The sequence below is a fragment of the Labilibaculum antarcticum genome, assembly GCF_002356295.1.
GTDB lineage: Bacteria > Bacteroidota > Bacteroidia > Bacteroidales > Marinifilaceae > Labilibaculum > Labilibaculum antarcticum.
This window is the reverse complement of sequence record NZ_AP018042.1, coordinates 5513319-5526992: the sequence shown is the minus strand read 5'-3', so window position 1 is coordinate 5526992 and position 13674 is coordinate 5513319. Positions and strand designations below refer to the sequence as shown.

At 36.0% G+C, this 13674-nt stretch carries 8 protein-coding genes; all 8 read left to right on the top strand.

Going from position 1 to position 13674, the window contains the following annotated elements:
- Positions 1 to 40 precede the first annotated feature (40 nt).
- The 8 genes from ALGA_RS22015 to ALGA_RS21980 all read left to right on the top strand — a co-directional run bounded on the left by ALGA_RS22015 (position 41) and on the right by ALGA_RS21980 (position 13670).
- Positions 41 to 1531, top strand: coding sequence for an MFS transporter (locus tag ALGA_RS22015; RefSeq protein WP_096433034.1), 1491 nt, complete (start codon positions 41 to 43; stop codon positions 1529 to 1531).
- Positions 1532 to 1626: 95 nt separating this feature from the next.
- Complete coding sequence (locus ALGA_RS22010) at positions 1627 to 3126, top strand: glycoside hydrolase family 30 protein (protein WP_096433032.1); 1500 nt, start codon at positions 1627 to 1629, stop codon at positions 3124 to 3126.
- A 327-nt stretch (positions 3127 to 3453) separates the two neighbouring features.
- Positions 3454 to 4464 (top strand): glycoside hydrolase family 2 TIM barrel-domain containing protein, encoded by a 1011-nt coding sequence (locus ALGA_RS22005; protein ID WP_096433030.1) that lies wholly within the window; start codon positions 3454 to 3456, stop codon positions 4462 to 4464.
- 21 nt (positions 4465 to 4485) lie between these two features.
- Positions 4486 to 5457 carry a hypothetical protein gene (locus ALGA_RS22000; protein ID WP_197705649.1) on the top strand — a complete coding sequence of 324 codons (972 nt, stop codon included), beginning with the start codon at positions 4486 to 4488 and terminating at the stop codon, positions 5455 to 5457.
- Between the two features lie 78 nt (positions 5458 to 5535).
- Complete coding sequence (locus ALGA_RS21995; protein WP_096433028.1) at positions 5536 to 7185, top strand: hypothetical protein; 1650 nt, start codon at positions 5536 to 5538, stop codon at positions 7183 to 7185.
- 167 nt (positions 7186 to 7352) lie between these two features.
- A complete protein-coding gene (locus ALGA_RS21990; protein ID WP_096433026.1) occupies positions 7353 to 8714 on the top strand; it encodes an MFS transporter in 1362 nt (453 codons plus the stop codon).
- 288 nt (positions 8715 to 9002) lie between these two features.
- Positions 9003 to 11963 (top strand): two-component regulator propeller domain-containing protein, encoded by a 2961-nt coding sequence (locus ALGA_RS21985; protein ID WP_096433024.1) that lies wholly within the window; start codon positions 9003 to 9005, stop codon positions 11961 to 11963.
- A gap of 207 nt (positions 11964 to 12170) precedes the next feature.
- A complete protein-coding gene (locus ALGA_RS21980; RefSeq protein ID WP_096433022.1) occupies positions 12171 to 13670 on the top strand; it encodes a glycoside hydrolase family 30 protein in 1500 nt (499 codons plus the stop codon).
- Positions 13671 to 13674: the final 4 nt, after the last annotated feature.

Genomic DNA, 13674 nt, shown 5'->3' with positions numbered 1-13674 from the left:
TCTCAGATCTAGAATCTAACACCTCATAATCTATAAAAACATGACACACTATAAAACAGCACAGGAAGACATTGTCCCATTAGGACAGAAACTCGCATTTGGATCAGGACACTTGGCGAATCAGCTATTTCCAGCTGCGCTTGGTGTGTTTATGGTTGTTCTTGTAATGTCTTTGGGAATGAATCCAGTGCTAGCTGGTATCTTGGGTGCGTTACCCAGATTTCTTGATGCTTTAACTGATCCTATAATGGGATTCATTTCGGATAATACCAAATCAAAATGGGGACGACGAAAACCATATATTTTGGTTGGAAGTGTTATAACCGGTGTTGCCTTTATGGTGATGTGGCAATTGAATCCAGAGGATTCACAAACTTATAATTTCTTCTATTTCTTATTCGTTTCTATATTTTTCTACATCGGATATACCATTTTCGCTACTCCCCTAATAGGTTTGGGCTACGAAATGACTCCAGATTATAATGAGCGCACTCGTTTAATGGCTGTTTCGCAGTGGATGGGACAGATCGCATGGATGATTGCTCCATGGTTTTGGGTGATTATATATGACCCTACCATTTTTGAATCAGCACCCGAAGGAGCACGTGTTTTGTCAATTTGGGTAGGAGCTATTTGTATGGTGCTAGGTATTTTACCGGCTTTATTCAATAAAGAATTGATATTGCCAGAAGATAGCAAGCAGGCCAATTTGTCAATGAAAGATTTAGCTGTTAATACCAAAGAATTTTTGAGAGGTATAAAACTAACGATCAAGAATAAACCATTTATGAAGCTTTGTGGGGCTACATTTTTCATATTCAATGGATTTCAAACTGTCGCACAGTTTGCAATGTTCATTATTGTCTATTATCTTTTTCAAGGAGATAAAGTTGCTGCAGGAGGTTGGCCGGCATGGTTTGGTACTATTAGTGCTATGGCCACCGCTTTTCTTGTTATTCCCGTTGTGACAAAAATATCAGAAAAATTAGGGAAGAAAAATGCCTTTGTTATAGCAACAGTGATTTCCATTATTGGATATGCCCTTAAGTGGTGGGGATTCAATCCTGACAATCCATGGTTGATGTTTATGCCTATTCCATTCTTATCATTCGGAATTGGTGGATTGTTTACACTTATGATGTCGATGACAGCTGATGTTTGCGATTTAGATGAACTGAACAATGGGGAACGAAGAGAGGGAATGTTTGGAGCCGTTTACTGGTGGATGGTTAAGTTGGGGACAGCCTTGGCATTGCTTACAAGTGGTATTGTTTTGCAAATGGTTGGTTTTAACGAATCAGTCGATCAACAAAGCGTTGAAACATTAACTAATCTTCGAATTGCAGATATAATAATTCCAATTGTTACAGCATTAATGGCTATTCTACTTGTGTGGAAATATGATATAACAGAGAAGAGATCTCATGAAATCAGAGAAGCTTTGGTTGCTCGACGCGGTAAGGTGAAGCATGAAGGTAAAGAGATTGGTAATAATGATGTTATAGGCGAAATTATACCTGATAAAATATAAGATAAGCTTAGATGAATAGTTGTGAAGGCATATGTGAGAATGACAATTTAAATCATGCCGAATTTGATTAAAGAGTAACACGATAAAAGCTGCAAATGAAAAATTTTAAATACTACTTATCCTTTTTATTCATACTTGTTTTAATGGGATGCAATGCAAAGCAAGACGATTTGTCCGTTGAGGTTTACGAAACTTCGGCTAATGGCAATAAGCTAAAAAAGATAACTGAATTTACTTCAGGGAATGATGCAGTAACTATTCAGTTATTGCCGGATAATCAGTATCAAACCATTACTGGATTTGGTGGATCGTTTACCGAAGCATCGGCATACTTGCTAAATAATTTGAGTAAGAAAAATCGAGAATTAATTCTGGAAGCCTATTTTGGATCGGAAGGTGCCAAATATTCCTTAACACGCACACATATTAATTCTTGTGATTTTTCCTTGAGCAACTATTCCTACGCACCTGTTGAAGGAGATATGGCTTTGAAGAATTTCTCAATTGAAGAAGATCGGGATGATATCATTCCAATGATCAAAGAAGCAATGGCAATATCCGAAGATGGATTTAAAATTCTTTCGTCGCCATGGACGGCACCGCCTTGGATGAAAGATAATAAGCAGTGGTGTGGAGGTAAATTGCTGCCTGAATACTACGATACCTGGGCGCTTTTTTTCTCAAAATACATATCTGCTTACAAAAATGAAGGCATCGATATTTGGGGATTGACAGTAGAGAATGAGCCACTGGGAAATAACAGCAACTGGGAGAGTATGCATTATTCTCCTGAGGAAATGGTTGAATTTGTAAGTAAGCATCTGGGTCCTAAATTAGAAAATGACGGTCTTGATGTTAAGATTTTAGGCTACGACCAAAACCGTGATGAGCTGGAAGAATGGGCTGATATCATGTACAAAGATGAGGAATCGGCGAAATATTTTGATGGCATGGCCATACATTGGTATGCCAGTACTTACGATTTTATGCCTGAAACTTTACAAAACACCTACAAGAAAGCGCCAAATAAATTAATGATTCAAACGGAGGCATGTGTCGATTCAGAGATTCCTCATTGGCAGGATGATGCATGGTATTGGTCAAAAGAAGCAACTGATTGGGGCTGGGATTGGGCACCGGAAGAACAAAAGCATCTTCATCCCAAATACGTGCCAGTATACCGTTACGCCAGAGATATCATTGGTTGCATGAACAATAATGTACAAGGGTGGATAGACTGGAATATGGTATTAGACAAACAAGGTGGTCCTAATTGGTTTCAGAACTGGTGCGTTGCTCCGGTAATCGTTGATATTGAAACTGATGAAGTCTACTTTACGCCTTTGTACCAAACTATGGCACATTTTAGCAAGTACATCAGGCCAGGTGCAGTTCGTATTGGATTCGAAATTTCTGATAAAGACCTAATGATGACAGCGGCACAAAATCTTGATGGATCTATTGCAGTGGTGGTTCTGAATATGAATAAAGAAGCCAAACAATTGAAATTAGAATTGGAAGGAAAAGAAACTACTTTCAAAATTGATGCTCAAGCTATACAAACAATTATAATTAATACCGATTGGATAAATTAGTGGGCTATTTTTATTCACGAATAATTACAGAGGTGTTCATGAGCTCACTTTGTTCGGTACGCTTTGCTCAATATCGCTTCCTATTTATTCCATCGGCATTATACTGACATGATTTCGTTCGCAATGGCTCACCAATTATTTAAAATGGTATAAGTAGTAATTGATAAGGCTGAAAGCATTAAGCATAATAATTCGAGGCATCGCCCCGGGTACGAAAGTCAATTGTTAACGTCGCAACTACAATATTTAAAAGGAGCAGAATCGTTGTTTTCGACGAAATTAGATTAGGTAGATAAAGTTTGTTTTATATTTAAATAATACTCAGAAATGAAAATCCATATAAGCATTCTTATCCTCTTCATTTTAACGGCATGTAAGTCAGAGGGAATTAATAATAAAGTATCAGTTTCGGAAAGAAATATTCTTGTGAATGATTCGGTTTATACAATCAAAGGGATCTGTTATCACCCGGTACCAAAGGGGGGCGATAAACGGAGCTTTAGTAATTTGACCGAAGATTTAAGTTTGATGGTAGAAGCGGGAATCAATACCATTAGGGTATATTCTCCAATTACAGATCTTGCCGTTCTGGATCAGATTCATGAGGCCGGACTAAAAGTGATTATTGGCTTTGGCTACAATCAAGGCGGACAAAATGATATTCTTTCCGGCACATTTATCGATTATATAAACAGGTACAAGAATCATGATGCAATCCTCTTTTGGGAGCTGGGTAACGAGTATAACTACCATCCTGAATGGTTTGGCAATGATCTAAGGAATTGGTATGTGGCGCTAAACAATGCAGCTGAACTAATTCACAAAAATGATCAGTTACATCCGGTAGCAACAGCACATGGCGAATTACCGGATTCATTAGCTCTTGCAATGAGTCTGAATATTGATGTTTGGGGAATGAATGTTTATCGATGGGACAATCCGGAAAAGATTTTTACTGAATGGAAAGCTGTTAGCACAAAGCCAATGTATTTGTCCGAAGCAGGCACCGATAGTTATATGACTATCGCAAAAAGTGGCTACAGCAAAGGCGTAAATGAGTTGGCACAGGCCGATGCTACCCAAAAAATATTGGATGTCACTTTTCAGAATCAATCGATTTGTTCAGGGCTAACATTGTTTGCTTTTGTTGATGAGTTGTGGAAAGCAGGCAACAATAATATACAGGATAAGGGAGGATGGGCGCCAAACAGCAGTGGTGTTCCTTACGACGGAGCACCAAATGAAGAGTATTGGGGAATAGTAGATATTGATAGAAACAAGAAGAAAGCTTTCTCTGTGGTAAAAGAAAAATATTCAAGTTTATCGGTTTCCAAATAGTCCAATCCAACATCCATAAGAATGAAAAAAGCAGTATTGTTTTTAATGATAATCTTACCCTTGGCAACTATTGGTCAGCATAAAAAAGATAACAGCATGACACACATCCTAAAAAATAAGAATCTGGAAATTCACATTGATATGCCATTGGAAAATTATCAGTTTTCGAGATTCGATTGGACAGGTAAAATTACCTCAGTAAAATTTAAAGGAATTCCTGTTTGCACTCAAGAAAAAATAGAAGGGGATGTTGACAATATCTATGGCAAAGGCTTTTACAATGAATTTGGCATTGAAATGCCTATCGGCTTTGATGATATTAAAGATGGAGAATGCTTTCCTAAAATAGGAGTAGGATCACTAAAGAAAGAAGGAGATTCGTACGGTTTTAGCAAAGCTTATGAGATTCAACCAGCCATTTTTAATGTGACTACCGATACCAATAAACTCATTGTTGAATGTGAATCACAGACTGTGAATGGCTATTCCTATGTATTGCGAAAAGAAATTGAACTATTGGAAAGTAGTTTTGTAATTCACTATCAATTGAGAAATACCGGTGTAAAAACGATTACAACGAATGAGTACACTCATAACTTTTTAGCCATCAATAAAGAATTAATGGGTAGTGATTACATTTTAAAATTTCCATTCGATCTTAAACCGGAATCTTTCGATGCAGCACTTAATCCAGAAGAGAAAGTTGTAGTGGGAGAGAAACAAGTTACATTCAACAATACACCTGAAGAACAATTCTTTTACGGTAATCTGACCGGTAATAAAATAGTCGACGCACACTGGGAATTGATAAACACAAAAAGTAAAATTGGCATCAGCGAAACAGGAAGTTTTAAAACAAACAAAATCAATCTGTGGGGATGGAAACATGTGGTGAGCCCAGAATTGTTTTATGATGTGAACGTTGAAGCCGGAAAGACGATTGAATGGTCAAGAACCTATGCGGTGTTTGAAACCGATAAAAGAGAGAAATGAAAACCGTATTTCACTGAAATAGCTTGACTATAAATTAAAACACATTCAATTTATTAATATTTGTCAAAAAAGAAGTGTATGAAACGAAGTTTAGTATTAATAATCATCCTGTTTCTTGTTCCGGTTATCTCTGGATATTCGCAATCAAAAACGAAAATTGAATTAAAAGACAATTGGTACCACCTTGACGGGGAAAAGTACTTTATTAAAGCAATCGGGTATGAAATCGGTGCGCGTCCGGGACAAGCCCCTTATGAGGATGAACGGAAAGATGAACTTGAATTAATGAAATTTGATCTGGAAAATATTAAAGAAGGTGGTTATAATACCATTAGAACCTGGAGTCAATATTCTGAAAATCAATTGAAACTTGTTCAAGAATCGGGTTTGAAACTTATTATGGGTATAGATATTAAACCTGAGGAAGATTATGGCGATCCAGAATTTGTGAAAGATAGCGAGATAGAGCTGAAAAGAGTTTTGAATTATGCAAAAAAATATGATTGTATCATTACTTATCTGGTTATCAATGAACCTCAAACAGACCATATTCATAGTGTTACAGGCAAGGCATTTGTCGATCTGATGAATACCCTGATAAATATAATCCACAAGGGACACCCTGGAATTCCGGTAACTCTTTCGGCAAATGCTATGATTAGCGACTATATGGATGAAAGTATATTTGATGTATATGCCTACAATTGTTATGATCACAATGAGGGTCAAACAGCAACAATGGGATTTAAAGATTATATTAAAGGCTTGAATGAATTAAACGGATTGGACAAACCATTTATAACTACCGAATTTGGATATTCGGTTTCGCCAGAAGGCGGCAATGGCCAGTATGGTTCGAATACCCTAAAACAACAAAGCGATGGGCTTATCTCGAATTATCGAGACCTTATTGATGCTGGTGCTGTTGGCATGTGTCCGTTTTATTATGCTGATGGTTGGTGGAAAGGTGGCGAAAAAAGTGATCATAGTTTAAATCAACCAGAGGAATGGTTCGGTTTCTGGGGCTATAGCGATTTGAACGACAAATATGGTACGCCCCGTCCAGTTTGGTTTGCAATGCGAGATTATATGAAAGGACTGATTATTAGTCCAAAAAATAAATCCATCCATACCAATACTAAAATTCCTTTAGAGCTTTATAATGACAAGGATGTAAAAAAAGTTGTTGTAAAATTTCGTGATAAAGTCATCTATTCTAAAAATATAACAAGCGAAGGATATATGGCTGATGAATTGACAATTGACCCAGTTGGAATAGAAGATATGGAACTTGCTTTCGAATTTTACGATAGTGACAATAAAATTATTAAAAACGAATCTATCAATATTTTGGCGTCAAAAACAGCTTTTGAATTGCCTGAATTAACCATTGAAGTGACACCTGAAAAAGATTTAAATGAAGGAAAAATAGCGAGCATCAAAACCAAAATAGAGACCAGTGAAAATTTTACATTACTTGATGATTTGAAGATTAGCTATAATACTCACCTTGGATGGGCAATAGGATCACAGGCATCAGTTTCTATTTCTGATCAATTGGATAAAAAGATAATCACTTCTGAAAATTTCTTTAACATCCCTGATAATTGCTGGGTTGTAAATGCATCAGCTGGAATATCTGTTAGATATGGCAAATTCACCTTTAAAATTCACGACCAAAAAATAATTTACAGGGGTGATTGGGCTAAGGAAGTTGGTCGGAAATAATCCATCAACTTCAGTGACATTTATCCTTTGATAATTATTGTGCTTTTATCATGATTCCATGCTTCAAGCTAGTTTGGCCGCATGTAAGCTAATGTCTTTCATGGGAGGGGTTGAGTAATATAACAAGAAAATAAAATTTAGCCTAGCGCGAATAAAATATATTGGAAATGAACGAAATAGAATCAAAACTGTCGATAAAAGAAAAAATAGGCTACAGCTTAGGCGATACCGCTTCTCATTTTGTATGGGATATGGTAGGCTTCTGGATTCTAATTTTCTATACCGATACCTTTGGAATCTCCGCGGCAGCAGCAGGAACCATAATGCTTATCGCTCGTTTTTGGGACATGATAAGTGATCCAATTATGGGAATTATTGCTGACAGAACAAACACTCGCTGGGGAAAATTCCGGCCTTACATCTTATGGATGGCTTTACCCTATAGTGTGCTAGCAGTTTTGACTTTCACCACTCCAGATCTCGGACCAACGGGTAAAGTGATTTATGCTGGCGTTACCTATATGTTATTAATGACAGTATTTACGGCTATAAATCTACCTTATTCATCATTAGGAGCGGTAATGACTTCGGATTCTTACGAAAGAGCAGGCTTAAATTCGTACCGATTTATTTTTGCTTTTATTGGTCAGTTTATCGTGTCAGGAACAGCTCTTTCACTTGCCTTGTATTTTGGTCAGGGCGATAATGCAAAAGGATATCAGTACACTTTGATTCTATTTTCCATTATCAGTTTTGCGCTGTTCATGATTACTTTTAAAACAACTAAAGAGAGAGTGAAACCTCCGAAAGAACAAAAAGAGAACTTAAAGGAGGATTTTAGGAATCTGTTTAAAAATCGTCCGTGGGTAATTTTGTTTTTTGTTGGAATTATCTCATTTATCATGTTTGCAATGCAGAATTTATCCATTGCATACTACTTTAAATACTATATAGGCAAGGAAGAAAATGTTCAGTTGTTTAATGTGATTGGAACTGTTGCATTGATTGTGGCAATACCTTTCTCAAAACCATTGGCAAAAAAATTCGGAAAACGTAATGTGTTTTTGGCTAGTTCATTACTTTCCGGATTTTTCTTCATCTGCCTATACCTTCCGGGAGCCAATAATATTAGCATGATTTACATCCTTAATATCCTTGCTAAAATGACTTATGCTCCGGCAGTGCCTTTGCTTTGGACCATGCTTGCCGATACTGCTGATTACTCCGAATGGACAACAGGACGACGATCAACCGGATTGGTATTTTCTGCGGCCACCTTTGCTCAAAAGGCAGGTTGGGGAATTGGTGGAGCTTTGGCAGGATGGATGCTTGCCATATTCAAATTCACACCCAATGTTGAACAAACAGAAACAGCCATAACAGGAATAAAACTGATGATATCGGTTATTCCGGGAATCCTATACATGTCCTGTGCAATTCTATTGTATTTCTATACCATCGATCATGAAACTTGTGTGATCATGAAATCTGATCTAGACAAGCGCAGATTGGCAGAAACAACGACTTAATTAGTTTTGGTTAGCGAAGGAAATAGAAGTATTCCCTTCATTCATTTTGGTAAAGATCATCTCGAAAGAGATGGTCTTTTATATTTCAATATTGTTATTCAAATAGGCTCTTTACTATTTTCTCGAAGTATATTCTATCTTTTTTTTTGAATAGAGATGGTTTGTTTATTATAGAATTTATATTAAATCGTCAATTTCCATAATAATATGTACTGAAAGTAATCGATATTTAATCTGCTTTTAAAGTATATGATTTATTGTATATTTGAGAGTTCATAGCCTCTACCGATGATGAAAACCATAAAAAATAAAAAGTTTTTTTTAAGTGTACTGTTTATTTTGTGTCTTAAATTTTCGTTTGCACAATACAGTTTCAATAAGATCACAAAAGAACAAGGCCTCCCTCATAATAATATCGAATGTATTTTGCAAAGCAGTACAGGATTTATGTGGTTCGGTACTCGTGATGGCCTTTGTCGTTTTGACGGTTATGAGGTAAAAGTTTATCGAAATACACAAGATTCCAATTCTATTTCCGGTAATAGAATATTATCCATGGCAGAAGATAAAGATGGATTTGTTTGGGTAGGCACTTATCAAAACGGACTTAATAAATTTGATCCCAAAACCAATCAATTCAAAAAATATGGCTCCGAATATGGCGTTGGAAATCAAATTCATCGAATCAAAGTTCTAAAAGATGGAACGGTATGTATTGGCAGTAATGATGGTCTTGCTTTGTTTGATAAAAACACAGATTCATTTGTGGTATATCGGTCTGATGGTAAGCCTTTAAGCTTGAATTCTGTTGTTGTTAGTGATATTCTCGAAGCAAAGGATGGACAATTATTTATTGCTACTTGGGAAAAAGATATACAAAACTTTGATAGAGCTACAGGTCAATTTATCTCCATACCATACAATAATTTAGAGCAAAATGCATGGAATTATCGAAAACGCCTTCTTGAGGACAGAGAAGGTAATTTATGGATATCTGCAGACAAACACGGTTTATGCAAATACGATAGGAAGACAAAAAAATCAAAATTCTATTTTAAAGAAAATGGCTTGAGTTCTGAAGTACTTACTGGAGACTTGATTTTAAATTCGGACGGCAAAATTTGGATTGCCACAGATGGGGGAGGAATTAGCATATTGGATCCTCAAAAAGGAACCTTTGAATATGTGAATTTTGATGATGAAGATTTTAATAGTTTGCCAAGCAATCAGGTATATACCTTATATAAGGACAATGCCAACAGGATTTGGGTAGGAACCTACGATAAAGGTGTAGCTTATTATGATCCCCTCGCAAAAAAAATTACAAGTAAATTATTCCCTGATAGTATTCATTCATTTTTTAAAGGTAAATCTGTACTTAGCATTTTACAGGATAGTAGAGGAAATATTTGGATAGGGACGGATGGATCTGGTTTACACGTAATCGACAAAGAGTATAAATTGACTCATTTTTATTCTGAGAACCTGGATGAATCAAGTATATCTGGCAATGTTATTACTAGTTTGGCCGAGGATGTAAATGGTAATATACTGGTAGGGACTTACAATACGGGATTAAATATATACAATTATAAAACGAATTCGTTTACAAATTTTCATCAGAATTATCAAAACAATTCGAGTTTACACTCCGAAAATGTTTGGACCATGCTGGTAGATAGTCAGGGGAAAAATTGGTTGGGACTGTTGGGTAATGGCGTTGATTTGTTTAATGCTGAGACAGAGACATTTAAAAATATAGGTCCTTACTCTAATGAATTGATTAAAATTGATCATCCCAATGTAATGTCTATAATGGAAGATTCCGATGGCGATATATGGTTCGGTACCGAAGGGAATGGGATATTTGTTTACGATAAGCAAGCTAATAATGTATTGAGAATAAGTACAAACTCAAATATTACCACTGAAGGGGTAATTAAGGATTTATTTCAAGATACGTGGGGGAATGTTTGGATTGGAACAGAAGGAAATGGCCTGTTTAAATACAATAAAAAAGACAAGGAGGGCATTCAATACACATTGGACAATGGTTTGCCATCTATGATTATTCTTGGTATACAGGAAGATGCGAACGGTGGAATTTGGGTAACGAGCTATGATGGAATTGCTTTTCTAAGTAAGGATTCAAACGAATTTATGTCTTTTGATAAGTCTGATGGATTATCATCGAATGAGTTTAATGCTCAGGCTTTTATTAAATTACAAGATGGTGCTTTTTTAGCTGGATCAAAAAATGGACTGGACATATTCAATCCTTCTGAATTGTCTTTAAATCTTACGATTCCAAAAGTTTATTTTACGAAACTAAAAATCCAAAATCAAGAAGTTTTACCAGGTGATTCAATTAATCAGCACGTTAAATTGCATAATGATATCACATATACTAAAGAGATTGAGTTAACTTATTCCGATAAGGTTTTCTCAATTGAATTTGCCGCCTTAAATTATACACATCCAAAAAAGTGTCAGTACAAATATAAACTGGAAGGGTTCGATGAAAATTGGTATAATTTAAATTCTGAACATCGCTTTGTATCTTATTCAAATTTAAAGAATGGAAGTTATACCTTTAAAGTTCAAGCTTCAAATAATGATAAAAAGTGGGGAGATAATATTGCAGAGCTTAGTATTCGTGTTCTTCCTCCTTTCTGGAAAACTACATGGTTTGGCTTCTTGGTTGTTGGTTTAATAGTCGGTGTTATAGTAGCCACTTATAATTATCGATTGCGTATTTTAAAGATAAAATTCCTACAGGAACAGGCGTTAAAGGAAAAGAGAATCACTGAACTTGAAAAGGAAAATATCGAATCGGAATTGGAAAAACTAACCTTCTACACGGTAAATCGAAACAGGGTTCTGATCAATTATAAAAATCGTATGCTTGGTCTTGCGGCCAAAGCAATGCCTGCAGTAAAAAGTGGTTTGCAAATCGTAATTGATGAGATTGATAATGAAATCAACGATGATAAGGAGTGGAAATACCTTGAGCCTCGATTGGATAAAATGTACAATGAATTTATAAGTAAGTTACGTAATGAATATCCAGATTTAACTTTGTCGGAGGTTAAGGTTGCTTCGTACGTAAGAATGAACCTCTCCTCCAAAGAGATTGCGGAATTTATGCATAAAACTACACGAGCGATCGAAAACGACCGTTATCGCCTTCGAAAAAAATTAGAACTCGATTCCAATGAGTCATTACAGAGATATTTAATGGATTTATAGGTTTTTTCTCTACGTTTATCACCCTGTTTAGCATCAAATTAATGTGATTTCTTGTTTTCTCAAGAATCAGTTTATGAGGGTGTTGCGTTGATTAGAGTGGTTTTGAGTAGTGTATGTAAACGTTTGAGGAGTATTTGAGAGGCATCAAACTCAGGTTGCCATATTGTGCATATATATATTTGTTTTGAAAATCAAACAAATAGATAGATGACAAGCACAATATTGAAATATTTTTTATTCGCAATTATTAGCATAGGCACTCTTAATGCATGCAATCTAATTGCTGGACAAAGGAATCAACAGGAGGGAGTTGAAAATTTGCAGACGAATAGTCGAAGCAATAATAAGATTACTCTTGAAAAAGCAATTCAATATACTACCGCAAAAGATGGGGATTTAAGATTCTCAAAATCTGATGACCTGTTGGTTGGTGATTTTAATCAGCCGGGAGAACATTTTTCCACTCTTATAATCGATGCAAAAAAGCGTTTTCAAATTATTGAAGGCTTTGGCGGTGCACTTACTGATGCTGCAGCAGAAACTTTTTACAAGCTTCCCAAAAACAAACAAAGCGAAATTTTAGAGGCTTACTTCGATCGTGAAAAGGGAATTGGCTATAGTTTGTGTCGTACTCATATTCATAGTTGTGATTTTTCAAGTGAAAGCTATGCTTATGCAGAAGTCAGCGGCGACACAACTTTAGAGAATTTCTCCATAGAACACGACAACAAATATAAAATACCTTTCATTAAAGAAGCTTTGGCTAAATCAGGGAATGAAATGAAACTTTTCGCTTCTCCCTGGAGTCCTCCTGCGTGGATGAAAACCAACAATAACATGTTAGAAGGAGGAAGCTTAAAGCCGGAATATTTCCAGACTTGGGCTGATTATTTCGTTAAATTCTTTGATGCTTATAAAAAGCATGGGATTGATTTCTGGGGGCTTACAGTTCAAAATGAGCCACTGGCTGTTCAGCGCTGGGAATCCTGTATTTTTACTGCCGAGGAAGAGAGAGATTTTGTGAAAAACTATTTGGGTCCAACTCTCGAAAATAGTTTGATGGGGGATAAGAAAATTATTATCTGGGATCACAATCGAGGATTAATGTATCAGCGCGCTCAAGTTGCTTTAGATGATCCTGAGGCTTCAAAATATATTTGGGGTACCGGTTTTCATTGGTATAGCGGAGATCATTTTGAAAACGTGAAACTTGTATCCGAGGCATTCCCTGATAAGAAAACCATTTTCACTGAAGGATGTGAATTCCCATTTGATTACAACATGTTGAAGAAATGGACTTGGGGAGAAAGATATGGGGAGTCCATTATTCATGATCTTAATAATTCGGCTTCAGGCTGGGTTGATTGGAATATTTTACTCGATGAAAAAGGAGGTCCTAATCATGTTGCCAATTATTGTTACGCACCAATTATCGGTAATACAAAAACGGGTGAAATCATTTACATGAATTCCTATTATTACCTGGGGCATTTCTCAAAATACATCCGTCCAGGTGCACAACGTATTATTTGTTCTTCGAATGATGACAATATTCTGGCAACAGCTTTTGTAAATAAAGACAATAGCATTGCTGTTGTAGCTATGAATCAAACTGATCAGCAACTTGAATTTAAAATATGGTTAGAAGGAAGAGGTACTCTATCTGTTCTTCCTGCTCATTCAATTGCAACAATTGTTATTAACTAAAAAT

Excerpts from the sequence above, each read along its gene's own strand:
- ALGA_RS22005 (WP_096433030.1), top strand. The coding sequence starts at position 3,454 with ATGAAAATCCATATAAGCATTCTTATCCTCTTCATTTTAACGGCATGT.
- ALGA_RS22010 (WP_096433032.1), top strand. The coding sequence starts at position 1,627 with ATGAAAAATTTTAAATACTACTTATCCTTTTTATTCATACTTGTTTTA.
- ALGA_RS22000 (WP_197705649.1), top strand. The coding sequence starts at position 4,486 with ATGAAAAAAGCAGTATTGTTTTTAATGATAATCTTACCCTTGGCAACT.
- ALGA_RS22015 (WP_096433034.1), top strand. The coding sequence starts at position 41 with ATGACACACTATAAAACAGCACAGGAAGACATTGTCCCATTAGGACAG.
- ALGA_RS21985 (WP_096433024.1), top strand. The coding sequence starts at position 9,003 with ATGATGAAAACCATAAAAAATAAAAAGTTTTTTTTAAGTGTACTGTTT.
- ALGA_RS21990 (WP_096433026.1), top strand. The coding sequence starts at position 7,353 with ATGAACGAAATAGAATCAAAACTGTCGATAAAAGAAAAAATAGGCTAC.
- ALGA_RS21995 (WP_096433028.1), top strand. The coding sequence starts at position 5,536 with ATGAAACGAAGTTTAGTATTAATAATCATCCTGTTTCTTGTTCCGGTT.
- ALGA_RS21980 (WP_096433022.1), top strand. The coding sequence starts at position 12,171 with ATGACAAGCACAATATTGAAATATTTTTTATTCGCAATTATTAGCATA.